Below are 24,629 nucleotides of genomic sequence, written 5' to 3'. Positions count from 1 at the left end.
GGCTTCCCATTACCGCCTGTCCGGATAGAACAATGAGCGAGACAAACATCCAGGCCCAAGATGCCTATGGCGCCATCGCCGCGCTGCTGGGCCGCGATTGGACCCAGCAAGAGTCCCCCGAACGCCGCCTGCGTTTCCATGGCGTCAGCCCGCGATTCGATTCCCCGCATAAATTGACCGTGGCCGCCGCCAGCGCCATCGGCGCGTATGCGTTGACCATAGAACGCTGGCATCACATGGCGACCGCCCAGCACCAGACCATGGCCATCGACTGGATGCAGGCAGCCTGCTCGCTGAATCCCGGGCATTTTCAGACGCAAAGCGGATTTTCGCTGCCGGCCTTATCGCTGCTGACGGAACTGAAGGCCGATTTCTATCAAACCGCCGACGACCGCTGGTTCTTCCCTATCGGCTCATACCCGCATTTGCGCGACGGCGTGCTGGAGGTACTGGATTGCGCGAACACCAATGCGGCACTCGCCAAGGCCATCGCACGTTGGAACGGCGACGATCTGGAAACGGCATTTGCCGAACGCAAGCTGCCGGGCGTCTATGCACGTTCGCAAGACGCGTGGCTAAGCCATCCCCAGGGCAGGCTGCTGGCCGACCTGTCGGCGGTTGAAGTCGTCAAGATCGCCGACAGCGAACCGGAACCCGCCCGCGCAAACGTCCGGCCCCTGGATGGGCTGCGCGTGCTGGATCTGGGCCATGTCATCGCCGGACCGGTCGTGGCGCGCTCGCTGGCCGAGCACGGCGCCGACGTCCTGCGCATTACCTCGCCCGCCATGCAGGACCCGTTTCGCCAAACCGTGGACACCAACATCGGCAAACGCTCCGCGTTCCTGGATTTCGATGCGCCGACCGGCTTGCAGGCGGCGCGCGACCTGATCGCCGGCGCGGATGTGGTCGTGCAGTCGTGGCGACCGGGCAGCATGCGCAACCGCGGCCTGGGTCCGCAAGACGCCGCCGCGATCCGGCCTGGCGTGATCTATGTCACCGTCACCGCGTTTGGCGACGAGGGGCCGTGGGGGCAACGCGGCGGCTTCGAACAACTGGGCCAGACCGTCAGCGGCATTTCGGTGCGCGAGGGCGGCAAGGGCAAACCTCGCGTCGTGCCGCCCTATTTGCTGAACGATTATCTGACCGGGTATCTGGGCGCTACCGGCGTCATGCAAGCGCTGATACGCCGCGCGCAAGAAGGCGGCAGTTACCACGTCAAGGTGTCGCTGGCCCGCACGTCGATGTGGGTGCAGGACCTTGGGCTGTTGACCGACTTCGACCCCGCGCAGCCGCGACGCCATTTTGCGCTGGAACTCAATCCCCTCCTGGAACGCCGCGAATCCGCCTATGGCGTGCTGGAGCAGTTTCCGCCCGTGGCGCAGTTTTCGCGGACGCGCGCGGCCTGGGTTCTGCCGCCGGCGCCAAACGGCGCGCATCCGGCGCAGTGGCTGTAGCGCCGCCGCTTGCAGATCGACGACGCTACATCCTTAGAAAAAAAGCAGAGGAGACATCATGGACATTCAACGAGTCACCCGCACGCTTGCGGCCGCTGCCATCCTGGGTATGGCGGGCGGCGCCCACGCGGCCGACGGATATCCCAACAAGCCCATCACGCTGATCATCGGCTTCGCACCCGGTGGTCCCACCGACGCGATAGGCCGGGTCTTGTTCAAGACCGTGTCGCAGAAACTGAAAGTGCCCATCATCATCGAAAACAAGCCGGGTGCGGGCGGCAATATCGGCACGGCGGAATTGATGCGCGCCAAGCCTGATGGTTACACGCTGCTGTACGGCACGTCCTCGATCACGACGGCGCCGCCTCTGTTCGGGCGCGATGACCTGAACCCCAAGACGGCGTTCCTGACCGCCAGTTGCTCCGTCAGCGTGCCGCTGATCCTGCTGACGAACAAGGCCATGGACCAACAGTCCGCAACCCAGTTCTACGACACGGTCAAGGCGAATCCCGGCAAGTACTTCCAGGGTTCGTCAGGCAATGGGGCGATCGATCATCTGGTGTCCATGGACATCGCGAACCGCATGGGCCTGGATATCCAGCACGTGCCCTACAAAGGCAACGGCCCGGCGCTGACCGACCTGGTCAGCGGCAACGTGAATTTCATGTATTCCGGCTCGTTCAACAGCGCCATGCCCTTCATTCAGAACGGCCAGGCGCGGGCGCTGGCAGTCACGTCGGAAAAGCGCTCAGCCAGCTTGCCGGACGTGCCCAGCCTGAGCGAAGCGGTGCCCGGCCTAAAGGGGTTCGATGCCGGCACCTGGCAAGTGCTGATCGCGCCCAAGGGCACCGACCCCGCCATCCTGGCCAAGCTGGACCAGGTGCTGCAGGAATCCCTGAAAGACCCCGAGGTGCAGAAAAGCCTGCGGTTCCAGGGCGCCGAGCTGATGGACAAGGACCCGAAGGCTTGCCAGGAGTATGTGGCCGCGGAATATTCCCGCTGGAGCGACACGATCAAACGGCTGGGCCTGAAGGCCGAGAATTGATCGGGCCACGCCCGGTGCGCTCAAGGGCGCTCCGGGCGCAGCCGCCTGGCGGTTACTGCGCGCCTGGAAACGCGGAATCCGTCAGGCAGGCTTTCGCCCATTCATAATCGTCCGACCCGTCGATCTCCCCGTCGATTTTTGGCAGCGGCTTGGACGCATAGACATATTCCGGCTGTTCAGGTTGCCGGTTCCATTTCGCCTGAGTGTCTCCGACGCTGGCGCAAGCCTCGTCCGAACTGCTGAACGAGCAGGATGCGATGACGCGCGGCTTGCCGCCCACCACATTGGCGACATACCGCTTGGTATAGACGGCGCCCGAAGCCCAGGATTCGTCCACCGAGCAAATGCGGTCGTTGTTCTGGTAGTGGCGAATCGCGAAGCAGCCGTAATACTCGTAATCGCGCGGCAGCACGTCGCAAGACGTCCAGTAGCCCGCGAACGCGCCGCCGGTGAATTGCGCCTGGAACTGCTTTTGCTGCACCGCGCGGTCGATGATTTCCGGCGTGGACGATCCCTTCCGGGCTTCCTTGAACTGCGCCGTGCGGCTGCTGATCAATTCCCGCGCGACCTCGCCCACGGTCTTGTCGTCGGCCAGGGCATCGGGGTCGGAGATCAGATGGTCCAGCGCCTTGTCGCGCGCCTCGATCCAGCGCTTCTGGCTGTCCACCAGCATGGTGCGGATCTCGGCGTCGGGCGCCTGCTTCAGGATCGCCTGATAGGCCCGGTTCAATTCGGCATCGGCCGCTACCGTTTTCTTGTCCGAGCAGATCAGTTTTTCGGCGGCCGTGCCGGCCTTCGCGCAATTGATCGCCAGCGCGGGCGTCGACGCCACGAACAGTCCGGCAAGAAGCAAAGCCCTTGCTGCGGGGAATCCAGATTGCATGATGTTCTCTATTCCAAAGGCCAGCCGGGTCGGCTTAGCGGCTGATGACTTCGCTGTCTTCCATCACGATGCGGTAGCGGTTGCGCAAGTCCAGCACATACGTGAAGTTCGACGTGCCCGAGGCGGTCTTGCCGCGTGCCGGGCTGGATACGGTGTAGTCGTAGATGCCCATCACCAGGCACATCTGGTCCTTGCAGTTCGCCTTCAGCGAACTTTGGTCCACCACGAAGCGGCGAATCGGCCAGCGGGCGAAATATGCCTTCTTGTCCGCCAGAATCTCAGACTTGGGGCGCTTCTTCTTGAAGTAGTCGACCGTATCCGCATAGAACTCGCGCGTGAAGTTCATCGCGTCTTCATTCGGACCGGCGCCGGTCTGGATCATCAGCGCGGCGGCATTGATCGCCCGTTGCTCGTCGGAAATGGCGGCAGGCGCCGTTTCTTTTTCCATATACGGATTGGCCACCGGGGCCGGCCCCGTGTGCGCGGTCTGAGCCGGCGTTTGCACAGGCTGCGAGGGCGGCGGCAACACCGGCGCCGATGCGGTTGCCGATGCATTATTCGGACTGCCGCCCGTGGCCGCGCGCGGCGCGCCATTTTGCGCGACCTGCGTCTGCCCCGTGCGGTTGATGCCGTACTTGGCGATTTCCTGCGGCTTGAAGAAGTACATCTCTTTGGACGGCGTGCTGAACATGATGCCCAGCACGTCCGCCGACACGCCATATTTCGGCAGCGTCGCAACGATGTCGGACACGCCGAACTGGGCCTGTTCGCCCGTCATTTCCGGCGCGGAGATCTGGTGCACGCCCAGGCGGCCTTCGGCCAGGCGCTGGCGGCCGGCGAAGAACACGAATGCGCACGCGGACGCGCAATAGCTGTCTTTGGGGATGAACGTATTCAACCCGCGCTCGTAGACTTCCTCAGCCACGACCAGGCCGATATGCACCAGCCCGCCGCCATTGTTCTGCAGAATCAGGGTGGCGATCGTAGGATGCTCGCGCAGCGCCTTTTTCAGGTGCAGCATGTCGTTGGCGCCGACACCGGTGTGATAGATCAGCAAGTCGGGCGCGCTGGGGAAATAGACGAACGGGCCATAGCGCTCGGCCTCCTCGGCCGGCTGCGGCTGCGCGGGCGCCCGGGCCTGCGCCGAGGCGGCGGTCATGGCGCCCAGCGACAGCGCCACGCCCACTCCAAAAGCCGTTAGTTTTCTTTTCAGCATCGGTTCTGTTCTATCGCAAGTAGGGAAACGGGCGTTTCCCGGCCTGGGCTGCGAGGCAATGACGTCCCCTTGCATCCCTGAGAGGCGCAAATTTATCAGTCTTCGCCGCTCGGCGCATGTCGCCGGGAAGACCTGGCCGTCAGAAAGTCACTTTGACCGAGGGCGCGCTGCGATGGGCTACGCCGTGGAATACGGCTTCGATGTTGTTGCCGTCGGGGTCCAGCACGAATGCCCCGTAGTACCCGGGGTGGTAGTTGCGGAATCCGGGCGCGCCGTTATCCGTGCCGCCATGGGCCAGCGCCGCTTGATGAAAAGCGTCGACCATCGCCTGGTCTTGCGCCTGGAAGGCCAGATGGTGGCGCCCGGTCAGCTGCCCTTGCGCCGCCGCGCTGTCCGCGGTGGAGACGAACAGTTCATCGGCCCAGAAATACCCGTCGCCCGTGCCGCCCATCGGCACCTTCAGGGCATCAAACACGGCCTGATAGAACGCCTGGCTGGCGGGAAGATCGCGGACGACCAACTGGATGTGATCGATCAGGCGGCCGCGGTGGAGTTCGTTGGTCTGCATGGAGCGCTCCAGGTTGCAGGGGGACCGCCTCAATATAGCGCCGTCCGGCCGCGCCCGAATTCAATGTATCGTCCGCGCCCCTTTGCGCGCCCGCTTGACCTCGTACATGCGCGCATCGGCCAGCCGAACCGCCGCCTCGGCGTCCAGGCCGCGGGGGTCCACCGCCACCACGCCGACGCTTGCGCCCTCGTAGGGCACCACCGCGTCGCCCAGTTGATACCGGCCGATCGTGGCCGCCATCGCGCGTTCCTCCAGCGAACGGGCCGCGTCTTCGGCTTCGCCGCGCAGAGCTTCGCCCCCGGGGCCCGTATTGCCGCGTTCGATGGCGGGGCCGGGGCCGATCAGCACGAATTCGTCGCCGCCGATGCGGCCCAGCATGTCCGACGTGCGCAGCGTGCCAGCCAGCCGGCGCGAGACCTCCTGCAGGAACACGTCGCCCTGCTGGTGGCCGTACGTGTCATTGATGCCCTTGAAGCCATCCAGGTCGATCACGCCAACCAGCACGCTGCCGCCTTCGCGCAGGGCGCGCTTTTCCAGGCGTTCGAGCTCTTCGTACAGCGCGCGGCGGTTGGGCAGCCCGGTCAGCGTATCGGTCAACGCGTAGGACATCAGGCGGACATTGGCGGCGTGCAGTTGTTCCATCAAGAGCTCGCGCTCCAGGAAGTTGGCGATCACGTTGGAGAACAGCTTCAATACGGATTCCGCCTGCGGAGCGATCTGGTGCTGCTGCGCGCTGGCGGCGCACAGCGTGCCCAGCAGCATGCCTTCGTCGGTGCGCACGGGCGCGCTGACATACGTCTGGATGCCAAGCTGGCGGGCGGCATCGGAATCAGGCCAGCACTGGGAGACATCGCTGGTGCACATGCGGCCTTCTTCCAGCGCACGCCTGCACAGGGTGTCCGACCAAGGAACCGACAAGCCTTCGGGGATTTGCAGATCGCCCACGTTGCGCGCAAAGCGCACGTGCTGCACATCGGCTTTCAGGTCGATCGAGGTGAGATACGTGGATTCCAATCCTGTCACGCTGCCCAGCATGTCCAGCAACGGGCGGGTCAGTTGCTCGACCGATTTGGCCTGAGGCAGGGAAGTCGACAGTCCGGCGAGTATCGGATCCAACAGCAATCTCCTCGAATCGCGCGCTTATAGATGCGGCAGTATTTGCAGCCCTGCCCCTGGGACGGGACCGGGCCGGTCAGCTGCCATTATGCACTGCGCCTACGGCGGGTATTACGGCGCCTGCCGCATGGTCGCACTCCGTAAAAAATGGAAAACCCGCATTCCCCTGTTCGGGCAATGCGGGTTTGAATCGGTTGACGATGCCGGGCGCCGGTCAGCGCCCGAAATAATCCGATCAGCCGATCACGCGGAAGCGCTCGGCGTCGTCCATGAAGCCCTTGTCGCCGAAGCCGTTTTCGTTCGAACCGAACGGCATTTGCGCGCGCAGCTTCCACGACGCCGGGATCTTCCATTCGTTGGCCACGACGCCGTCGATCAACGGGTTGTAGTGTTGCAGGCTGGCGCCGACGCCGGCGTTGGCCAACGCGGTCCAGACCGACAGCTGGGCCATGCCGCCCGCTTGTTCCGACCACACCGGGAAATTGTCGGCGTACAGGGCGAACTTCTCTTGCAGGCTGCGCACGACGTCCTGGTCTTCGAAGAACAGCACCGTGCCCACGCCGGCGGCAAAGCTCTTGAGCTTGGCTTCGGTCTTGTCAAAGCCTTCGGCGGGCGCAACCTTGCGCACGGCTTCGATGGCCAGGTCCCACAGCTTGATGCTTTCGGCGCCGAACAGGATGACGGCGCGCGAACTTTGCGAATTGAACGACGAGGGGCTGTGCTTGATCGCGTCTTGGATCAGCGTCGCCAGTTCCTCTTTGGAGGCCGACAGGTTGCGGCCCAGCGAATATTGGGTGCGGCGCTTCTTGAGGGCGTCGAGATAAGCGTTGCTCATAAGAATATGACCTTTCGACCAGTAGATAGAGGGGTGGTATGCGAGGCGATTCTACCGGCAGGCCCGTGACCGGAAAACCCATTCCAATCAAAAATCCGGGGATTGGGGTCGGAACAAACTGTTCTATTCATGAACCCAATTGCGCGGATAGCATGAGCACACGACGCTATTGCCGCGCCTGCTGCCCAATGGCCGCAAGCATCCATTCGCGCAACGCCTGCACGCGGGGATCCCCCGCGGCGCCCGCCGGGTGCACCAGGTAATAGGCGTACTCCGGCGCCACCCGCACGCCCACGTCGAACAGCCGGACCAAGCGACCAGCCTGCACGTCCCGGTCCACGAGCTCCCATTCCACCAGCCCCACCGCGCCACCGTCGATCACGGCCTGCACCACGTGGCTGGATTCGGTGAAGGCGACGCTGCGGCTGTCGTCAAAGCCATCGATGCCGGCCGCCGCCATCCACATTGGCCAGTTCGGCCACACCACGCCACCCGGTTTGCAGTCCACGTAGCAAAGCGTGTGCGCGAACAGGTCGCGCGGCGTCTTCAACGGCGGACCGGCGCGCAGCAACGCCGGGCTGCATACCGGGACCACCACGGTATGGAACAGGCGATGCGCGATCGCCCCCGGGTATTTCCCTGCCCCGAAACGGATCGCGACATCCACGTCGTCAGCGTCAAAATCCCGCACCTCGTCGCTGATGTCGAACGTCAAGTCCAGTCCGGGATGCGCGGCGCGAAACGTTGGCAGCCGGGGCAGCAGCCAGTTGGTGGCAAAGCGCGCGCCCACCGACAGGCGCAGATGTTCGGATCCGCGGCTCACGCGCCTGGCTTTGGCGGCCGCGCGCTGCAGCGTTTGCAGCGCATCGGCGGCCGCTTCGAACAGGATCGCGCCGGCGGGCGTCAACTGGATGTTGCGGCTGCTGCGGGTGAACAGCACGATGTCCAATTGGTCTTCGATCTCTTTGATCTGGTAGCTGACGGCAGCAGGCGTCAGCCCGACCTCATCGGCGGCCCGCGTGAAGTTCAGGTGGCGCGCGGCGGCTTCAAAGGTACGAAGGGCGCGCGTGCCAGGCAGCAGTCGATTCATGATCTTCAAGCAAAATTTGATGATTGAATGAAAATTACTCGTTTCCCTCGGGAGATTCAACGGGGGATAGTAGAAGCACTTGATGATCAACCCCCTCCAGGAGCTTCCCCCATGCCGGCCAACCCACCCACTTCCTTCGTCGCGCATCGCAATGGCCGCCCGGCCACCGCGCACGACCTGACGCCCTTGGCGTTTGCCGGCTACGCCCACTTCACCGCCATGCAGGTGCGGGACGGGCAGGTGCGGGGGCTGGACCTGCATCTGGCGCGGCTGCGCGCGGCGTCGATCAGGATGTACGGGCAAGCTTTGCCTGACGAGCAGATCCTGACGGCGCTGCGGGCCGCGATCCAGGCCGGGCCGGCGGATGTCTCGCTGGTGGCCACGGTGTATTCGCCCGCCGGTGAATTCACCGTGGCGGGGCCCGAGGTGCAGCCCGAACTGCTGGTGCGGACCGGGCCGCCCGCCACCGGCCCGAGCGGCCCGCTGGCGCTGGCGGCGATTCCGCATGAGCGGATGCTGCCTTCCGTCAAGCATGTGGGCGAGGTAGCCAAGACCTACCTCTTGCGCGAAGCCGCCGCGCAAGGCTTCGATGATGCGGCGTTCGTGGACCGGCAAGGCCGGCTGAGCGAGGCCTCCATCTGGAACCTGGCATTCTGGGACGGCGAGGCCGTCGTGTGGCCGGATGCGGCGATGCTGACCGGCACGACCCTGGGCATCGTACGGCGCCAACTGGATCGGATGGGCGTGCCGCAACGGCTGCAGGCCGTCACGCCGGACAGCGTGCAAGACTTGCGGGGCGCGGTCGTCATGAACTCGTGGACGCCCGGCGTGGCGGTGAACCGGATTGGCGCGGCCGCCTTGCCCGCCGCGCCCCGCTTCGTCGAACTTTTGCATGCGGCCTTTCAGGCGGAGACGCCGGTATCGCCCTGAACGCGCTGGCGGCTGCCCCTGCGCCGTCCGGAGGCCGTTTCCTATAATCGGCCCTCCCCGACCAGAGGGTTCCCATGCATTTCACTCAAGATCCCAGCACCCCGCCCGCCGACCCGATCGACTTCGACGACTTCATGAAGGTCGACATCCGCATCGGCACCATCGTTACCGCGCAAGCCTTTCCCGAAGCGCGCAAGCCCGCCTACAAACTGGCCATCGATTTCGGCGCCGGCGTGGGCGTGAAGAAAAGTTCGGCCCAGATCACGGCGCGCTACGCCTTGGAAGAACTGACAGGCAAGCGCGTCATGGCCGTGGTGAATTTTCCGCCGCGCCAGATCGGGCCGATGCGCTCCGAAGTGCTGGTGCTGGGTTTTGCCGACGACGCCGGCGCGATCGTGCTGGCCGTGCCGGACGACCAGGTGCCCAACGGCACGCGGCTGACCTGACCGCGGCTTCCGGCAGACCGCAGCGGTCTATCCGCCGAAGCCTGCCCTCGCGCGATTCAATCCGCGCGGAATCCCGTCGCTTTCACCACGTCTGACCAGCGCCTGGATTCCGACGCCAGCAAAGTTTGCAACGCTTGACGGTCGGACCCGACCACCACGAAACCGGCCTCGCCCAGGCTGCGCACCACCGCAGGCTGGCGCAGCGCCTGCGCGCTGTCCCGCTGCAATCGGTTCAGCACCACGTCCGGCGTGCCGGCAGGCGCGAACAGCGCGAACCAGGCGCCGAAATTGATCGCGGGCAAGCCGCGTTCGGCAAACGTCGGCACCGCGGCTAAAGCGGGAGAGCGTTGCGCCCCGGTGATCGCCAGCGCGCGCAGTTTGCCTCCCTGCACCTGCGGCACCGCCAGCGCCGTCGTCACGAAGGCGGCCTGGACCGCGCCGGACACCAGGCCTGACACGGCGTCGCCCGTGGAGCGGTAATGAATGGCCTCGATCTTCATGCCGGCTTCGCGGGCAAATAGCTCGGCGCCGAAATGCCCCGGGGTGCCCGCGCCAAAGGTTGCGAAATTGAGGCGGTCCGATGCCTTGCGGGCCCCGTCGATGAACGCGCCCAGATCCTGATAGGGCGAATCCGCCGGCACCACCAGCACGAAGTCGGCGCGTACGACTTCCGAGATGGGCGCGAAGTCCCGCGGCGGGTCATAGTTCAAGTTGCGATAGGTAGCCGGCGAAATGCTGATGGAACCGACCTCGCCCAGCAGCAGGGTCTGGCCGTCCGCCGGGCTGCGCGCCACCGTCTGCGCGGCGATCTGCCCGCCCGCGCCCACCTTGTTTTCCACCACCACGCTTTCGCCCAGCAGCGGCCCCATGTGCTGCGATAGCGTGCGGGCCACGATGTCCGGTCCCGTTCCCGGCGGAAAGCCCACATTCAGGCGTACGGGGCCATTGGGAAACTGCGCCATCGCCGCGAACGGCAGGCACAGCAGGAAGCCGCCGAACAAGCGGCGCAACGTCGATGTCATGGTTGTCTCCGAATGGTTTTGTTATCCATGCCGCGGCGGCCCGCCGCGGGTTCAGCAAATGCGGTAGAAGCGCAATTCGACGCGGTCGGGGTAGCGCGCGCCCGTGCCGATGAACAGGCTTTCGTTCATCCAGCCCAAGGCCGGCGACGCGGTTTCAAAGCGCGGGTAACTGCGGAAGTAGATGCGGGCGGGGTCCACCGCTACGCCACGCGCCAGGCGGGCGATATCGTCGGCGTGCCCCGTGCGGATGCCGGTGTTCTCGACATAGATGCGTTCGCCGTCGGGCGTTTCGATGACGTAGCGCGCGTGGATGTCGGTGTAGGTGGCCGAACGGATCACCTGGAAATCCGCGCCGCCGGGCAGCACCTTGCCGCGCAGGCGCGGGCCGTCCACCGTGCCGCCCGTGATCGGGATGACGCGGCGGCAGCCTTGCGGGGTATCCCCCACTTCCTGCGGCACGCCTACCTCGACGACAACGGTCGCCACATGCTCAAGCTGCGGCGCCAGCGGGTCCGCAAAGGCGGCGGTTGCATGGGTCTTGTCGTTCATGGCGCTTCCCCCCGGCTCTTGCGCACGGTGGCGGGATCGAATCCCGCGAGTTGTTTGTAGCGCAACGATACCGTCGCCAGCTCCTGCGGCGAGATCACGTTGCCGATATCGTCAAAGCCTTGCGGCGCGCGCTCTTCGGCCATCTGCATCACTTGCTCGGGCCCGTTCAGGCGGTTGCGCAACACGATGCCCGCCGTGCGGGGCAGCCGCTCGGCTTCGTATTCCAGCAAGGCGATCTCCGGCGTACGCACCGCGCCGCTCATCGCTTGCGCCAGCCAATCGGACAGGCAGCGCGCGTCCAGGATCGCCTGCGCCGACCCGTTCGACCCGATGGGATACATGGGATGCGCGGCATCGCCCAGCAAGGTCACGCGCCCCCGCGTCCAACGCGGCAACGGGTCGCGGTCCACCAGCGGGAATTCGTAGATCGCCTGCGCGCCGTCAATGATGGCGGGGATGTCGATCCAGTCCCACCGCCAATCGGCGTAGCGGTCCGCGAACACCGACTTGTCCACCTGCCGGTTCCAGTCGGTTGCGGGCAACTCCGCGCCCGGCACCGACAGCTCGGCGATCCAGTTGATCAACGACCGCCCCTCGCGGCGCAGGGGTTCAGAGATGGGGTAGCAGACGAACTTCTGGTCCTGATGCCCGGCCATGAACATGCTGCGGCCATCCAGATACGGCGGCGCTTCGGTCACGGCGCGCCACAGCATGCGGCCGGAGAAGCGCGGTTCGTCGCCCGTGGGATGCAATTGGCGGCGCAAGGCCGAATGGATGCCGTCGGCGCCCACCACGATGTCGGCACGCACGCTGTGCAGGGCCCCGTCCGTGCGGCACCGGAAATGCGCCGTCGCGCCTGAGGCGTCCTGTTCCACCGATTCCAGCACCTTGCCCGTCACGATGGCGTCCTGGCCCAGCCGCGCGCGCACGGTCTGCGCCAACAGCATCTGGAATTCCCCCCGGTGCACGGAAAACTGCGGCAGCGGGTAACCGGCCTCCAGGCCGCGCGGCTCGCGCCAGATCGGCTGACCGAACTTGTTGTAGTAATGCAGTTGCGAGGTTTCGATGGCGCGCTCGGCCAATCCGGCAAGCAGGCCCAGCGGTTCAAGTTCGCTGACCGCGTGCGGCAGCAGATTGATGCCGACGCCCAAAGGCCTGAGTTCCTGCGCGCTTTCAAAGACGCGGCACTCGATGCCGCGCCGATGCAGCATCAAGGCGAGCGTCAGCCCGCCGATGCCTGCGCCGGCGATGACGATTTGCATGTCTGCTCCTGGTGTTATTTGTTATGCAACATAACAAAATCCGGGTGGGCTCCGCACCCCGGGGATTTCCCGTAATGCGGTAGCGCGGCGACAATAGGTGCATTAGTGTTGAGGCCCCCCGATCACGATCGCCCCATGTCCAGAGCCGCATCCCAACGCCCCCGGCGCCCCGCCGCGCGGGGCGAGCATTTCGATCCGCATGTGCCCGGCATCCAATACGGCGCGCTGGACGACCTGGTCGGCTACGCCATCCGGCGCGCCCAGATCGTGATCTACGAAGACTTCCTGAATGCGTTGGCGCCGTGGGACATCACGCCGCAGCGTTTTTCCTCGCTGTCTCTGATCGCCGCCAACGCCAATTTGAAACTCACGGACCTGGCCCGCATCCTGGGCATCGCGCGTTCGGGGGCCGTACAGATCGTCAACCAGTTGCAGGACCTGGGCTATGTCGAACGGCAGGAGGCCGAACACGACAAGCGCGCCTATTCGCTGGCGATGACCCCGGCCGGCGAAACGGTGCTGGCCGAGATCACCCGGGCCGTGAAGGCGCATGATGCGCGCATCAGCGCGCAACTGAGCGCGGCGCAGAAGCACCAGTTGATCGGATTGCTGGGAAAACTGGGGTAGCCCGCAACCGGGCGCACGCGGGCCACGGTGATACGATCATCGGCAAGCCTCCAAGAACAAGGAACCCGCCCCATGCCCAGTCCAACTCCTGCCGACACGCCGCTTGCCACCGGCCGACGCCGCCTGGCGCTGGACAGCGTGCACAACGCCCGCGACCTGGGCGGCCTGACCGGCGCGAATGGACGGCGGTTGCGTGACGGCAAGCTCTTTCGCAGCGGCAACCCCGGCCGGGCCAGTGCCGCCGACCTGGAATTCCTGAGCACGCTGGGGCTGCAAGCCGTCATCGATTTCCGCGCCGACACCGAGAAAGCGCAAGACGACCCCCACTTCGGCAAACGCTTCCCCTGGATCGCGTCGCCGGTGCTGGATGGCAACATGGCCATGGCCGTGCTGTTGCCCAAGCTGCGCCAAAGCACGCAAGCCGCCGCCAACGCGATGATGGTGGACATCTACCGCGAATTCCCGTCCCGCTACCAGGCGCCCTTCGGCGGCTTTCTCAAGACTGCCGCCAGCGGCAAGACATTGCTGTTCCACTGCACCGCCGGCAAGGACCGCACGGGTTTCGCGTCGTTGCTGCTGCTGTCGGCCTTGGGCGTATCGCAAGACGACATCGTGGCGAACTACCTGGAATCGAACCATTGGAACGCGCGCTTTTTCCAGGAGATCCTGGCCAGATCCGCGGAACGCGGCGTGCGCGACGACGTCATGATGCCGCTGCTGGAAGTCACCCCCGCCTACCTGGAAGCGTCAGTGCACGCAATCGACCAGACGTTCGGCGGAATGGACGCGTATCTGCGCGACGTGCTGGACGTGGATGTGGACGTCCTGCGTGCGCACTACCTGGAGGATTGAGACGCCTGCACGCTTGAAGGCAAGCGTCTCAACCTGCGGACCCATTGCGGAGCAACGCAGGATATCCGCGAATTCACCCCGAAAGGATCGACACCCATGCTGAAAGACCGCGGATTCCAGATCTGGCTAGCCGTGTTCGCGTTGGTCGCCGGCACGCTGGTCGCCCTGCTGTGGCCAAAGAGCGCCGGCCATCCCTCCATCGGCGGCGGCGGCTACGACCTGTCGAATTGGGTCTACACGCTGGCCCTGCTGGCATTCACCGGAGTGTGGACGCTGGTCACGCTGCTGGTGGGCCTGAACCGCAGCACGCCGCATTCGGCGAAACGCGGGTACTGGCTGGCGGCGATCGGCGCGGTCACCTTCGTCGCCTCTCTGGTCGCGTTTGGCCACCACGTGACGTAGACGCACGTCCAGCGCTTTGCATTCAACCCGCTGGCGGTCCTTGCCAGCGGGTTTTTTGCGCCGCGTTGAAACCCTGGCGCCTGCCATCAGGGCATTCCCCTATTACCCGTCTGCCGTCAAAAAACTATCGTATTCGAGAATTATCAAATAATAGAATTCTCGCTTCCGACAAAAATGACTGCTGAACCCCTATACGATTTCGCCGTGGTCGGCGCCGGTATCGCCGGCGCGTCCGTGGCCTACCGCCTGAGCGCCACGGCGTCTGTGGCAGTGCTGGAACGCGAGTCCCAACCGGGTTATCACTCCACCGGCCGTTCCGCGGCCATGTTCATGGAGACCTACGGCACCACGCAGATCAAGGCGCTGACCCGCGCCAGCCGCGCCTTCTACGAGCAGCCACCGCAAGGGTTCAGCGAGCATCCGCTGCTTAGCCCCCGCGGCGTGCTGTACATCGCCACGCCGGAACAGAAGGACCTGCTGCAAGAGGTGTTCGACGACTTCCACAGCCAGTCGCCCAACGTGACGTTGATCGACGCCGACCAGGCCGTGGCGCGCGTGCCCTGCCTGCGCGCCGACCAGCTTTGCGGCGCGATCGAAGAACCGGATGCGCGCGATATCGACGTGCATGCCCTGCACCAGGGGTTCCTGCGCGGCATGAGCCGGCAAGGCGCGGTGCTGCACAACAACGCGGAGCTGGTATCCGCCGCCTATGCGGACGACGCCTGGACGCTGACGCTGGCGGACGGCCGCGCCATCCGGGCGCGGGTGCTGGTCAATGCCGCCGGCGCCTGGGCGGACCACGCCGCGGCCCTGTGCGGCGCCGCCCCCATCGGCCTGCAACCGTGCCGCCGCACGGCTTTCACGTTCTCTGGCCCGCAAGACACCGATTTTTCCCACTGGCCGGCCGTGGTCGGCGTAGATGAAAGCTATTACTTCAAGCCTGACGCCGGCCAGTTGCTGGGATCGCCCGCCAACGCCGACCCGGTGGCCGCGCATGACGTCGTGCCCGAAGAGCTGGATGTGGCGACCGGCATCTACCGCATCGAATCGGCCACGTCGCTCACCATCCGCCGACCCAAGCACACCTGGGCGGGCTTGCGCTCGTTCGTGCGCGACGGCGACTTCGTGGTGGGATGGGACGCGGACGCCCCGGCTTTCTTCTGGTTGGCCGCGCAAGGCGGCTATGGCATCCAGACGGCAGCCGCCACCTCCGAACTGGCCGCGGCATTGCTGACGCACCAGCCGCTTCCCGACCACTTGCACGCGCATGGCGTCAACGCCGACGCGGTGCGTCCCGAGCGCCTGCGCTGACCTTCCCCCACCTTCCACGGACTCCCCCATGACCGCCATCACCCGTTACCCCAGCTCCCTGCCCCTGCCGTTCTCGCGCGCCACCCAGGCGGGCGGCTTCCTCTTCCTGTCGGGCCAGATACCGATGGATGCCAGCGGACAGGTCGTGCGCGGCGATATCACCGCCCAGACCCACGCCGCCATCGAACGCATCAAGGAAACGCTGGCGCTGACGGGCGCGACCCTGAAGGACGTCGTGCGGGTGACGGTGTGGTTGTCGGACCTGACGCTATTCGCGCCGTTCAACGAAGCCTATCGCAGCCACTTCGCGTCGGACTTCCCGTCGCGTTCGACCGTCGAGGCCAAGCTGGCGATGGACGTGGACGTAGAGATCGAAGTGCAGGCGTGGCTGGGCGCGGTTCAAGCCCCGGCTTCGAAGGCCTGAAACCCGGCCGTTTGATCGCACGACACCGCCAGGCCGCGTGCCCGGCGGGGCAGCCCCCCCAAATGCGCGCGCCCTGATGCCCGCGCCCCGAAATCCCTTTTTTTGCGCGGAGCGTCATCCATGAAGATCTTCTCCGGGTCCCTGGCGACCGAGACCAACACCTTTTCCCCCATCCCGACCGGCCTGTCCGCCTACCGGGCACGCGGCTATTACCCCGCCGGCCAGCATCCGGACCGCATGCAAATGTTCTCGGGCCCGCTGTGGGCCGCGCGCCAGCGCGCCGTGGGCAAGGACTGGACGTTGATCGAAGGCATGACTGCGGGCGCGACGCCGGCCGGGGTCACCACCCGCCACGCCTACGAAACGCTGCGCGACGAACTGCTTGAAGACCTGCGCCGCGCGGGCAAGGTCGATATCGCCCTGTTCGGCCTGCACGGCGCCATGGTGGCCGACGGCTATGACGACTGCGAAGGCGACCTGCTGAGCCGCGCGCGCGCAATCGTCGGCCCCGACACCGTCATCGGCGCAGAACTGGATCCGCACTGCCATTTGACGGACGCCATGGTCGACAGCGCCGACTTCCTGGTCTGTTTCAAGGAATATCCGCACACGGACATCCTGGACCGCGCATTCGACCTGGTGGACCTGTGCGTGGCCCGCGCCGAAGGGCGCAACACCCCCACGCGCGCGGTCTTCGACTGCGAGATGATTTCCATCATGCACACCAGCCGAGAACCCATGCGCAGCTTCGTGGACCGCCTGTTGGCCATGGAAGGCAAGGAAGGCGTGCTGTCGGTCTCCATCGCCCACGGCTTTCCCTGGGGCGACACGCCCGACATGGGCTCCAAGGTCCTGGTCTATACCGACGGCGACCAACGCCAGGCCGACGCGCTGGCGCGTGCGCTGGGCGAAGAGATCATCGGCTTTCGCGACCAGCTGGCGCCGCCCTACCCCGGCGCCGACGAGGCGCTGGACCAGGCCTTGGCGAAAAAGGAATTCCCCGTGGTGCTGGCGGACTCCGCCGACAACGCCGGCGGCGGCGCTCCCAGCGACGCCACCTTCATCCTGGAACGCGTGCTGGCGCGCGGTATCACCGACGTCGCCACCGGCCCTTTCTGGGACCCGGTTGCCGTGCAGCTTTGCTTTGAAGCGGGCGAAGGCGCGCAGATCAAGCTGCGCGTGGGCGGCAAAGTCGCGCCCGTGTCCGGGCAGCCGCTGGACCTGGACTGCGAGATCCTGGCGCTCAAGCGCGACGCCGTCATGACGGGGCTGGCGGGCACGCCCGCCCTGCTGGGCGACGTCGCCGTCGTGCGCACCCAGGGCGTGACGATCGTCATGAACACCTCGCGCACCCAGGCCATGGGCACGGACCTGTTCACCCAGTTCGGCGTAGACCTGCAGGCGATGAAGCTCATCATCGTGAAGTCGTCCCAGCACTTCTACGCCTCGTACTCGAAGGTGGGCCGCCACGTCATCTACGTCGAGACGCCGGGCGCCATCACCCAGGACGTCAACGCGCTGCCTTTCACCAAGCGCAAATTGCCCAAGTGGCCGTTCAAGGCCTGAGGCGCCATCCATCGCCGCCCTGACCGGGCATTCAGAATGAATAAGGGGATAACAATGATCAGACGTTTCAGCTTGCTGGGGGCCGCGGCGCTCCTGGCCATGAGCGCCGCCACCGGCGCGCTTGCCCAGACCAAGACCTTGCGCATGGTGCCGCACGCGGACCTGAAGACGCTGGACCCGCTGTTCAACACGGCCTACATCACGCGCAACCACGGCTACATGGTGTTCGACACCCTGTTCTCGCAAGACAGCAAGGGGCAGGTCAAGCCCCAGATGGTGGACAGCTGGACCACGTCCGAAGACGGCAAGACGTGGACCTTCACCCTGCGTCCCGGCCTGAAGTTCAACGACGGCACGCCGGTCACGGCCGAGGACTGCATCGCGTCGCTGCAGCGCTGGGCAAAGAAAGACACGCTGGGGCAGGCCATGATGGCGGCCGGCGCCGAATTCGCCGCCACCGGCGACAACACCTTCACGCTGACCCTCAAGGAGCCTTTCGGCCTCGTGTTGGACGCGCTGTCCAAGCCTTCGGGCATGCCGCCCTTCATCATGCCCAAGCGGCTGGCCATGACGGACCCGAACACGCAGGTCACCGAAATGGTGGGCTCGGGCCCGTTCCTGTTCAAGCGCGATGAATGGGTGCCCGGCAACAAGGTCGTCTATGTGAAGAACCCCGCCTACGTGCCCCGCGCCGAACCGGCCGATGGCCTGGCGGGCGGCAAGAACGTGAAGGTGGACCGCGTCGAGTGGCTGTACATCCCCGACGGCAACACCGCCACCGCGGCGCTGATGAACGGCGAGGTCGACATGATCGAACAGATCACGCCCGACTTCCTGCCCGTCGTGGAAAGCAACCCGGACATCACCCTGAGCACGTCGGTCGCCTCGCAAGGCATGGTCATCGTCAACGCGCTGCATCCGCCGTTCAACAACCCGCTGGCCCGCCAGGCGCTCTACCACCTGGTAAGCCAGAAGGAAATGCTGTCGGCCATGGGCTACCCGGAGAAATACCGCGTCGACTACTGCGCCACCCTGTACATCTGCGGTTCGCCATTGGCCACCGACGCCGGCGCCGCGCCCTATGCCAAGCCTGACCCGGCGCGCGCCAAGCAATTGCTGCAGGAAGCCGGCTACAAGGGCGAGAAGGTGGTGCTGCTGTATCCGACCGACCACCTGAGCGCGCCCGCCGTGATGGTGCTGGCGCAGAACATGAAGAAGGCCGGCATCAAGGTGGACGTGCAGTCAATGGACTGGGCGTCGCTGGCCGGCCGCCGGCTGAAGAAGGACCCGCCCGAACAGGGCGGCTGGAACATCTTCCTGACCTGGGGCGGCTACTACGACGCCAGCACGCCGGTGACCAACCCCTGGCTGTCCGCCGCCTGCGGCAACAGCCTGCCGGGCTGGCCGTGCGACAAGGAACTGGACACGCTGCGCACCAGCTGGATCCGCGAAACCGATGCCGGAAAGCGCAAGGAGATCGCCGCGCAGTTGCAAGCGCGCGCCTATCAGACCGTGCCCTACGTCATGTGGGGCGAATTCAAGCCCGTCTTCGCCGTGCGCGGCCTCAAGCACACCGAGTTGATCAAGAACGGCATCCCGGTGATGTGGAACATCGAAAAGCCGTAAGGCAGACGCCGGGCGCCGTGCGCGCCCGGCCGCAAGCCAAGGGGAATCCAGCGTGAAATACATCCTGCGCCGCATCGCGGCCGTCATTCCAGTCATGGCCGTCGTCGCGGTCGTGGTGTTCCTGCTGATCCACCTGTCGCCGGGCGATCCGGCTGCGGTGATCGCGGGCGACAACGCGACCGCCGAGGACGTCGAGAAAATCCGGCAGAACCTGGGCCTGGACAAGCCGCTGCCGCAGCAGTTCATCATCTGGATCAGCCACATCGCGGTGGGCGACCTGGGCACCTCGATGTCCTCGCAGATGCCGGTGTCGCAGCTCATCGGCCAACGCATGGGGCCGACGGTGTCGATCGCCCTCTTCACGATGCTCTTCGCCGTGCTGGTGGCGGTGCCGCTGGGCGTGCTGGCGGCCTGGAATGCCGGACGCTGGCTCGACCGGCTGGTGATGATCGGGGCGGTCTGTGCATTTTCGGTGCCCGTGTTCCTGATCGGCTACAGCCTCGTCTATGGCTTTTCGATCAAGCTGGGCTGGCTGCCGGTGCAGGGCTACAAGCCTCTCGCGGAGGGCCTGGTGCCGTACCTGCGCCACCTGGTGCTGCCCTGCCTGTCGCTGGGCCTGGTGTACATGGCGCTGCTGACCCGCATGACGCGCGCCACCATGCTGGAGGCCTTGTCCGAAGACTACATCCGCACCGCACGCGCCAAGGGCCTGTCGTCGGGCCCGATCGTATGGCATGCGTTGAAGAACGCCGCCAACCCCATCGTCACCACCATCGGCGTGGGCGTGGCCCTGCTGATCGGCGGCGTCGTGGTCACCGAAACCGTGTTCGCGATCCCCGGGCTGGGGCGCCTGACCATCGACGCCGTGCTGCGCCACGACTACCCGGTGATCCAGGGCGTGCTGCTGGTGGCCTCGGGCATCTACGTGCTGATCAACCTGCTGGTCGACCTGAGCTACCGGCTCTTCGATCCCCGCATCCGCTACTGAGAAGGGCAACGCATGAACACGACCACCCTGCCGCTTCCGGTACCCCGCCCGCGCTTGCGCCGTGCCGTCCGGTCGCTGCGCCGCCATCCCATGCTGTACGTGGGCGGCGCGATCCTGCTGGTGCTGGCGGCCATTGCGCTGGCCGCGCCCTGGCTCGCCACCGTCGACCCGCAAGACATCAACCCGATGGCCCGCATGAAGCCGCCATCGACCGAACACTTCTTCGGCACCGACGCGCTGGGCCGCGACGTGTATTCGCGCACCGTCTGGGGCGCGCGCGTGTCGCTGCTGGTCGGCATCGTGGTGGCCGTCGTCTCGACCGTCGCCGGCGTGATGCTGGGCATGCTGGCCGGCTACTTCCGGCGCGTCGACGCGCTCATCATGCGCATCATGGACGGCCTGATGGCGATTCCCGGCGTGCTGCTGGCGATCGCGCTGATGGCCACCCTGAAAGGCGGTTTGGGCACCGTGATCATCGCCATCGTCATCCCCGAGGTGCCGCGCGTCGTCCGCCTGGTGCGCGCGCTGGTGCTGACCATCCGCGAGCAGCCCTACATCGAAGCCGCCGTCTCGGTCGGCACCCGCGTGCCGTCGATCCTGCTGCGCCACATCCTGCCCAACCTGTTCGCCCCCTTGATGGTGCAAGCCACCTTCATCGCCGCCTCCGCCATCCTGACCGAGGCCGTGCTGAGTTTCCTGGGCGTGGGGATCCCGCCGCAGATCCCCAGCTGGGGCAACATCATGGCCGAAGGCCGCAACTTCGTGGCCGTGGCGTTTCACATCATTCTGTACCCGGGACTATTCCTGGGCGTGGCGGTCCTTGCCGTCAACCTGGTGGGCGACGGGCTGCGCGACATGCTCGACCCCCGTCTGGCCAAAAAGCTGTAGGAGCGCCCATGCAACCCACTCCTGTCTTGCGCGTGCAGGACCTGACCACCTGCTTCGATGGCGACGACACCACCGTCGTGGCCGTCGACAAGCTGTCGTTCGACCTCTTGCCTGGCGAAACGCTGGGCCTGGTCGGCGAATCCGGCTGTGGCAAGAGCGTCACGTCCCTGTCCATCATGCGCCTGCTGCGCGCCCCCGGCCGTGTCGCGGGCGGCAGCATCGAGTTCGACGGACGCGACCTGCTGGCCCTGCCCGAAAAATCCATGCGCGCCATCCGCGGCAACCAGATCTCGATGATCTTCCAAGAGCCCATGACCTCCTTGAACCCCGTCATCACGGTGGGCAAGCAGATCAGCGAATCGCTCATGCTGCATCAGGGCCTGTCGCGCCGCGACGCCCTGGCGCAGGCCGAAAAATTGCTGGAACTGGTGCAGATCTCGGACCCGGCGCGCCGCGTGCGCGAATATCCCTACCAGCTGTCCGGCGGCATGCGCCAACGCGCCATGATCGCCATGGCGCTGGCGTGCCAGCCCAAGGTGTTGATCGCCGACGAGCCCACCACCGCGCTGGACGTCACCATCCAGGCGCAGATCCTGCACCTGCTGCGCGACATCCAGGCCCGCCTGGGCACGGCCATCGTGCTGATCACGCACGACCTGGGTGTCGTCGCGCAGATGTGCCAGCGCGTCATCGTGATGTACGCCGGCCGCAAGGTGGAAGAAGGCAGCGTGGACGACGTGCTGGACCGTCCGCAGCATCCCTATACCCAGGCATTGATCCGTTCCCTGCCCGACTTCGTCGACGGCCAGGACCACACGGCGCGACTGGCCGAACTGCCCGGCATCGTGCCGGTGATGACGCCGGCATCCCGCGGCTGCGCCTTCGCCGCGCGCTGTCCGCAAGCGCTGCCGCGCTGCACGGAGGAGTCGCCGCCCGCCATCGATGCCGGCAGCCGCCACCGCGTGTGGTGCTGGGCGCGCCTGTCCGAGCCGGCGCCTGTCGCCATGACCGCCTGAGACTCGCCATGAACCTTCACGACATCCCCCTCTCGTCCGCGGCCGCTGTCCGCACCGCGCTTGCCGCCGTGCCTATGCTGGAAGTCATCGGCCTGAAAAAGCATTTCCCCGTCGACAACGGGCGTGGCGCGAAAGTCCTGCGCGCCGTGGACGGCATATCGCTGTCCGTTCCGCGTGGCCAGACGCTGAGCCTGGTAGGCGAGTCCGGCTGCGGCAAATCCACCACCGGCAAATGCCTGATCCGCCTGACCGACCCCACCGAAGGCCGCATCCTGCTGGAAGGAGAAGATCTGGCGACGATGAACAGCAGCCAGTTGCGCGCCATGCGCCAGCGCATGCAGTTCATCTTCCAGGACCCGTTCTCTTCCATGAACCCGCGCATGCGGGTGCGCGACATCATCGGCGAGCCGCTGCGCAACTTCGGCCACGACCGCGCCGCCATCCGTGAACGCGTCGCGCAGTTGCTGGCGCGCGTCAGCCTGCGTCCCGACGCCGCCGACCGCTACCCCCACGAGTTCTCGGGCGGGCAACGCCAGCGCATCGTCATCGCGCGCGCCCTGGCGCTGGACCCCGGCCTGATCGTCTGCGACGAGCCGGTATCCGCGCTGGATGTCTCCGTCCAGGCGCAGGTCATCAACCTGCTGATGGACTTGCAGCGCGACCTGGGCCTGACCTACGTATTCATCTCGCACGATCTGAGCGTGGTGCGCCACATCAGCCACCGCGTTGCTGTGATGTATCTGGGCAAGATCGTGGAAATCGGCACCCGCGACGCCATTTTCGACCGCCCCGCGCACCCCTACACCCGGGCCCTGCTGGCCGCCGTGCCCTCCGCGCGCCAAGGCCAGCGCACGCCCGTCGAAGTCCTGAAAGGCGAAATCCCCAGCCCGCTCTCGCCCCCCTCCGGCTGCGCCTTCCGTACCCGCTGCCCGATGGCGCAGCCGCGCTGCGCCGAAGAAACCCCTTTGCCCCGCGAAGTCGCCCCCGAACAGCAAGTCGCTTGCCACTTTGCCTGAACCCACTTAGCCGGAGATCCGCATGTCCCAGCCTGACGCCACCCCGTTCGACTACATCCTTGCCGGCGGCACCGTCATCGACGGCGCCAATACCCCCGGCCAGCGCGCCGACGTGGGCGTGCGCGGCGACCGGATCGCCGCCGTGGGTGATCTCTCCGCCAGCGCCGCACACCGCCGGATCGACGTCAGCGGCAAGGTGGTCGCGCCCGGCTTCATCGACTCGCACACGCACGACGACAACTACCTGCTCAAGCACCGCGACATGACGCCGAAGATTTCGCAGGGCGTCACCACGGTCGTCACTGGCAACTGCGGCATCAGCCTGGCGCCGCTGGCCCACGCCAGCCCGCCCGCCCCGCTGGACCTGCTGGACGAAGGCGGCTCGTACCGGTACGCGCGCTTCTCCGACTACCTGGATGCGCTGCGCGCCACGCCCGCCGCCGTCAACGCCGCCTGCATGGTCGGCCACTCCACCCTGCGCGCCGCCGTCATGCCCGACCTGCAGCGCGAGGCCACCCCCGACGAAGTGCAGGCCATGCGGATGCTGGCCGACGACGCCCTGGCCAGCGGCGCCATCGGCATCTCGACCGGCACCTTCTACCCGCCCGCCGCGCGCGCCACCACGGAAGAGATCATCGAAGTCTGCCGGCCGCTGAACACCCACGGCGGCATCTATGCCACCCACATGCGCGACGAGGGCGAGCACATCGTCGCGGCGCTGGAAGAAACCTTCCGCATCGGCCGCGAACTGGACGTACCCGTCGTGATCTCGCACCACAAGGTCATGGGCCAGCCCAACTTCGGACGTTCAGCGGAAACCCTGCCCTTGATCGAAGCCGCCATGGCAAAGCAGGACGTCTCGCTTGACGCCTATCCCTACGTGGCCGGCTCCACCATGCTCAAGCAAGACCGCGTGCTCCTGGCCGGCCGCACCATCATCACCTGGTGCAAGCCGTTCCCGGAACTGAGCGGACGCGACCTGGAGGAAGTCGCCGCCGAACGCGGCAAATCCAAATACGACGTCGTGCCGGACCTACAACCCGCGGGCGCCATCTACTTCATGATGGACGAGCCCGACGTCCAGCGCATCCTGAAATTCGGCCCCACCATGATCGGCTCTGACGGCCTGCCGCATGACGAACGCCCCCACCCGCGGCTGTGGGGCACCTTCCCCCGCGTGCTGGGCCACTACTCCCGCGACTTGGGGCTCTTCCCCCTGGAGACTGCCGTCTGGAAGATGACCGGCCTGACCGCCGCCAAGTTCGGCCTGGCCGAACGCGGCCAGGTGCAGCCCGGTTATTTCGCTGACCTGGTCGTCTTCGACCCCGCCACCGTCGCCGACGCCGCCACCTTCGAACGCCCGACGGAACGCGCCGCCGGCATCCATTCCGTCTATGTCAATGGCGCGCCCGTCTGGGAAGGCCAGGCCTTCACCGGCCAGCACGCCGGCCGCGTCCTGAACCGGACCCCGGCCTGAACGCAGGTCCACCCCTTACA

At 66.1% G+C, this 24,629-nt stretch carries 25 protein-coding genes; 16 read left to right on the top strand and 9 right to left on the bottom strand.

Features of this window, described 5'->3' with window-relative positions; all coding sequences use genetic code 11:
- The first annotated feature begins 32 nt into the window (after positions 1 to 32).
- Complete coding sequence (locus tag ACO6D5_RS00255; protein ID WP_485824282.1) at positions 33 to 1,454, top strand: CoA transferase; 1,422 nt, start codon at positions 33 to 35, stop codon at positions 1,452 to 1,454.
- A gap of 58 nt (positions 1,455 to 1,512) precedes the next feature.
- Positions 1,513 to 2,499, top strand: coding sequence for a tripartite tricarboxylate transporter substrate-binding protein (locus ACO6D5_RS00250; RefSeq protein ID WP_315526629.1), 987 nt, complete (start codon positions 1,513 to 1,515; stop codon positions 2,497 to 2,499).
- 52 nt (positions 2,500 to 2,551) lie between these two features.
- On the opposite strand, the gene ACO6D5_RS00245 is transcribed toward ACO6D5_RS00250, so the two are convergent.
- From ACO6D5_RS00245 to gcvA, 6 genes are all read right to left on the bottom strand, one after another.
- Positions 2,552 to 3,382 (bottom strand): lysozyme inhibitor LprI family protein, encoded by an 831-nt coding sequence (locus tag ACO6D5_RS00245; RefSeq protein ID WP_485824281.1) that lies wholly within the window; start codon positions 3,380 to 3,382, stop codon positions 2,552 to 2,554.
- 34 nt (positions 3,383 to 3,416) lie between these two features.
- A complete protein-coding gene (locus tag ACO6D5_RS00240; RefSeq protein WP_485824280.1) occupies positions 3,417 to 4,598 on the bottom strand; it encodes a COG3904 family protein in 1,182 nt (393 codons plus the stop codon).
- Positions 4,599 to 4,737: 139 nt separating this feature from the next.
- Entirely contained in the window at positions 4,738 to 5,166 is a 429-nt protein-coding gene (locus tag ACO6D5_RS00235) for a VOC family protein (protein WP_485824279.1), read from the bottom strand.
- A 60-nt stretch (positions 5,167 to 5,226) separates the two neighbouring features.
- Complete coding sequence (locus ACO6D5_RS00230; protein ID WP_315526625.1) at positions 5,227 to 6,282, bottom strand: diguanylate cyclase; 1,056 nt, start codon at positions 6,280 to 6,282, stop codon at positions 5,227 to 5,229.
- A 235-nt stretch (positions 6,283 to 6,517) separates the two neighbouring features.
- Positions 6,518 to 7,117, bottom strand: coding sequence for a nitroreductase family protein (locus tag ACO6D5_RS00225; RefSeq protein ID WP_315526624.1), 600 nt, complete (start codon positions 7,115 to 7,117; stop codon positions 6,518 to 6,520).
- 166 nt (positions 7,118 to 7,283) lie between these two features.
- Positions 7,284 to 8,207, bottom strand: coding sequence for a transcriptional regulator GcvA (gene gcvA / locus ACO6D5_RS00220; protein ID WP_485824278.1), 924 nt, complete (start codon positions 8,205 to 8,207; stop codon positions 7,284 to 7,286).
- Positions 8,208 to 8,318: 111 nt separating this feature from the next.
- Between gcvA and ACO6D5_RS00215 the strand changes: the two genes are divergently transcribed.
- Together ACO6D5_RS00215 and ACO6D5_RS00210 are read left to right on the top strand one after the other, a co-directional pair.
- Entirely contained in the window at positions 8,319 to 9,137 is an 819-nt protein-coding gene (locus tag ACO6D5_RS00215) for an aminotransferase class IV family protein (RefSeq protein ID WP_485824277.1), read from the top strand.
- A gap of 74 nt (positions 9,138 to 9,211) precedes the next feature.
- Positions 9,212 to 9,583, top strand: coding sequence for a tRNA-binding protein (locus ACO6D5_RS00210; protein WP_315526621.1), 372 nt, complete (start codon positions 9,212 to 9,214; stop codon positions 9,581 to 9,583).
- Between the two features lie 56 nt (positions 9,584 to 9,639).
- On the opposite strand, the gene ACO6D5_RS00205 is transcribed toward ACO6D5_RS00210, so the two are convergent.
- The 3 genes from ACO6D5_RS00205 to ACO6D5_RS00195 are packed head-to-tail and all read right to left on the bottom strand — an operon-like array spanning position 9,640 to position 12,416.
- On the bottom strand, positions 9,640 to 10,605 hold the full coding sequence (locus ACO6D5_RS00205; RefSeq protein WP_485824276.1) for a Bug family tripartite tricarboxylate transporter substrate binding protein: 966 nt from the start codon (positions 10,603 to 10,605) through the stop codon (positions 9,640 to 9,642).
- A 51-nt stretch (positions 10,606 to 10,656) separates the two neighbouring features.
- Positions 10,657 to 11,154: a DUF3237 family protein gene (locus ACO6D5_RS00200; protein ID WP_315526619.1), complete on the bottom strand. Its 498-nt coding sequence runs from the start codon at positions 11,152 to 11,154 to the stop codon at positions 10,657 to 10,659.
- Positions 11,151 to 12,416, bottom strand: coding sequence for a flavin-dependent oxidoreductase (locus tag ACO6D5_RS00195; protein ID WP_485824275.1), 1,266 nt, complete (start codon positions 12,414 to 12,416; stop codon positions 11,151 to 11,153). Before ACO6D5_RS00195 ends, ACO6D5_RS00200 begins: the two co-directional genes overlap by 4 nt.
- Positions 12,417 to 12,551: 135 nt before the next feature.
- On the opposite strand from ACO6D5_RS00195, the gene ACO6D5_RS00190 reads away from it, so the two are divergent.
- The 12 genes from ACO6D5_RS00190 (at position 12,552) to ACO6D5_RS00135 (ending at position 24,609) form a co-directional block, all read left to right on the top strand.
- Entirely contained in the window at positions 12,552 to 13,043 is a 492-nt protein-coding gene (locus ACO6D5_RS00190) for a MarR family winged helix-turn-helix transcriptional regulator (protein ID WP_315526617.1), read from the top strand.
- Positions 13,044 to 13,115: 72 nt separating this feature from the next.
- Positions 13,116 to 13,895, top strand: a complete 780-nt coding sequence (locus ACO6D5_RS00185; RefSeq protein WP_485824274.1) for a tyrosine-protein phosphatase — start codon at positions 13,116 to 13,118, stop codon at positions 13,893 to 13,895.
- A 96-nt stretch (positions 13,896 to 13,991) separates the two neighbouring features.
- Complete coding sequence (locus tag ACO6D5_RS00180; RefSeq protein ID WP_485824273.1) at positions 13,992 to 14,297, top strand: hypothetical protein; 306 nt, start codon at positions 13,992 to 13,994, stop codon at positions 14,295 to 14,297.
- Between the two features lie 174 nt (positions 14,298 to 14,471).
- Positions 14,472 to 15,608 carry an FAD-dependent oxidoreductase gene (locus ACO6D5_RS00175; RefSeq protein WP_315526614.1) on the top strand — a complete coding sequence of 379 codons (1,137 nt, stop codon included), beginning with the start codon at positions 14,472 to 14,474 and terminating at the stop codon, positions 15,606 to 15,608.
- Between the two features lie 28 nt (positions 15,609 to 15,636).
- Positions 15,637 to 16,032 carry a Rid family hydrolase gene (locus tag ACO6D5_RS00170; protein WP_315526613.1) on the top strand — a complete coding sequence of 132 codons (396 nt, stop codon included), beginning with the start codon at positions 15,637 to 15,639 and terminating at the stop codon, positions 16,030 to 16,032.
- Positions 16,033 to 16,152: 120 nt separating this feature from the next.
- Entirely contained in the window at positions 16,153 to 17,598 is a 1,446-nt protein-coding gene (locus ACO6D5_RS00165) for a M81 family metallopeptidase (protein ID WP_315526612.1), read from the top strand.
- Positions 17,599 to 17,652: 54 nt separating this feature from the next.
- The gene (locus ACO6D5_RS00160) at positions 17,653 to 19,224 is read left to right on the top strand and encodes an ABC transporter substrate-binding protein (protein ID WP_315526611.1); all 1,572 of its coding nucleotides are present in this window, start codon (positions 17,653 to 17,655) and stop codon (positions 19,222 to 19,224) included.
- A gap of 52 nt (positions 19,225 to 19,276) precedes the next feature.
- Positions 19,277 to 20,212 (top strand): ABC transporter permease, encoded by a 936-nt coding sequence (locus ACO6D5_RS00155; protein WP_315526610.1) that lies wholly within the window; start codon positions 19,277 to 19,279, stop codon positions 20,210 to 20,212.
- Between the two features lie 12 nt (positions 20,213 to 20,224).
- A complete protein-coding gene (locus ACO6D5_RS00150; RefSeq protein ID WP_315526609.1) occupies positions 20,225 to 21,100 on the top strand; it encodes an ABC transporter permease subunit in 876 nt (291 codons plus the stop codon).
- Between the two features lie 8 nt (positions 21,101 to 21,108).
- Positions 21,109 to 22,116 carry an ABC transporter ATP-binding protein gene (locus ACO6D5_RS00145; RefSeq protein WP_485824272.1) on the top strand — a complete coding sequence of 336 codons (1,008 nt, stop codon included), beginning with the start codon at positions 21,109 to 21,111 and terminating at the stop codon, positions 22,114 to 22,116.
- A gap of 8 nt (positions 22,117 to 22,124) precedes the next feature.
- Complete coding sequence (locus tag ACO6D5_RS00140; protein ID WP_485824271.1) at positions 22,125 to 23,132, top strand: ABC transporter ATP-binding protein; 1,008 nt, start codon at positions 22,125 to 22,127, stop codon at positions 23,130 to 23,132.
- Between the two features lie 22 nt (positions 23,133 to 23,154).
- The gene (locus ACO6D5_RS00135; protein ID WP_315526606.1) at positions 23,155 to 24,609 is read left to right on the top strand and encodes an amidohydrolase family protein; all 1,455 of its coding nucleotides are present in this window, start codon (positions 23,155 to 23,157) and stop codon (positions 24,607 to 24,609) included.
- The last annotated feature ends 20 nt before the right edge of the window (positions 24,610 to 24,629 follow it).

It is taken from the genome of Achromobacter sp. (genome assembly GCF_057314935.1).
The sequence above is the reverse complement of the archived record's forward strand: the minus strand, read 5'-3'. Positions and strand labels throughout refer to the sequence as shown.

Excerpts from the sequence above, each read along its gene's own strand:
- ACO6D5_RS00165 (WP_315526612.1), top strand. The coding sequence starts at position 16,153 with ATGAAGATCTTCTCCGGGTCCCTGGCGACCGAGACCAACACCTTTTCC.
- ACO6D5_RS00160 (WP_315526611.1), top strand. The coding sequence starts at position 17,653 with ATGATCAGACGTTTCAGCTTGCTGGGGGCCGCGGCGCTCCTGGCCATG.
- ACO6D5_RS00210 (WP_315526621.1), top strand. The coding sequence starts at position 9,212 with ATGCATTTCACTCAAGATCCCAGCACCCCGCCCGCCGACCCGATCGAC.
- ACO6D5_RS00195 (WP_485824275.1), bottom strand. The coding sequence starts at position 12,416 with ATGCAAATCGTCATCGCCGGCGCAGGCATCGGCGGGCTGACGCTCGCC.
- ACO6D5_RS00200 (WP_315526619.1), bottom strand. The coding sequence starts at position 11,154 with ATGAACGACAAGACCCATGCAACCGCCGCCTTTGCGGACCCGCTGGCG.
- ACO6D5_RS00150 (WP_315526609.1), top strand. The coding sequence starts at position 20,225 with ATGAACACGACCACCCTGCCGCTTCCGGTACCCCGCCCGCGCTTGCGC.
- ACO6D5_RS00235 (WP_485824279.1), bottom strand. The coding sequence starts at position 5,166 with ATGCAGACCAACGAACTCCACCGCGGCCGCCTGATCGATCACATCCAG.
- ACO6D5_RS00175 (WP_315526614.1), top strand. The coding sequence starts at position 14,472 with ATGACTGCTGAACCCCTATACGATTTCGCCGTGGTCGGCGCCGGTATC.
- ACO6D5_RS00225 (WP_315526624.1), bottom strand. The coding sequence starts at position 7,117 with ATGAGCAACGCTTATCTCGACGCCCTCAAGAAGCGCCGCACCCAATAT.
- ACO6D5_RS00255 (WP_485824282.1), top strand. The coding sequence starts at position 33 with ATGAGCGAGACAAACATCCAGGCCCAAGATGCCTATGGCGCCATCGCC.
- ACO6D5_RS00240 (WP_485824280.1), bottom strand. The coding sequence starts at position 4,598 with ATGCTGAAAAGAAAACTAACGGCTTTTGGAGTGGGCGTGGCGCTGTCG.
- ACO6D5_RS00145 (WP_485824272.1), top strand. The coding sequence starts at position 21,109 with ATGCAACCCACTCCTGTCTTGCGCGTGCAGGACCTGACCACCTGCTTC.
- ACO6D5_RS00170 (WP_315526613.1), top strand. The coding sequence starts at position 15,637 with ATGACCGCCATCACCCGTTACCCCAGCTCCCTGCCCCTGCCGTTCTCG.
- ACO6D5_RS00215 (WP_485824277.1), top strand. The coding sequence starts at position 8,319 with ATGCCGGCCAACCCACCCACTTCCTTCGTCGCGCATCGCAATGGCCGC.
- ACO6D5_RS00190 (WP_315526617.1), top strand. The coding sequence starts at position 12,552 with ATGTCCAGAGCCGCATCCCAACGCCCCCGGCGCCCCGCCGCGCGGGGC.
- ACO6D5_RS00250 (WP_315526629.1), top strand. The coding sequence starts at position 1,513 with ATGGACATTCAACGAGTCACCCGCACGCTTGCGGCCGCTGCCATCCTG.
- ACO6D5_RS00140 (WP_485824271.1), top strand. The coding sequence starts at position 22,125 with ATGAACCTTCACGACATCCCCCTCTCGTCCGCGGCCGCTGTCCGCACC.
- gcvA (WP_485824278.1), bottom strand. The coding sequence starts at position 8,207 with ATGAATCGACTGCTGCCTGGCACGCGCGCCCTTCGTACCTTTGAAGCC.
- ACO6D5_RS00135 (WP_315526606.1), top strand. The coding sequence starts at position 23,155 with ATGTCCCAGCCTGACGCCACCCCGTTCGACTACATCCTTGCCGGCGGC.
- ACO6D5_RS00180 (WP_485824273.1), top strand. The coding sequence starts at position 13,992 with ATGCTGAAAGACCGCGGATTCCAGATCTGGCTAGCCGTGTTCGCGTTG.
- ACO6D5_RS00245 (WP_485824281.1), bottom strand. The coding sequence starts at position 3,382 with ATGCAATCTGGATTCCCCGCAGCAAGGGCTTTGCTTCTTGCCGGACTG.
- ACO6D5_RS00185 (WP_485824274.1), top strand. The coding sequence starts at position 13,116 with ATGCCCAGTCCAACTCCTGCCGACACGCCGCTTGCCACCGGCCGACGC.
- ACO6D5_RS00205 (WP_485824276.1), bottom strand. The coding sequence starts at position 10,605 with ATGACATCGACGTTGCGCCGCTTGTTCGGCGGCTTCCTGCTGTGCCTG.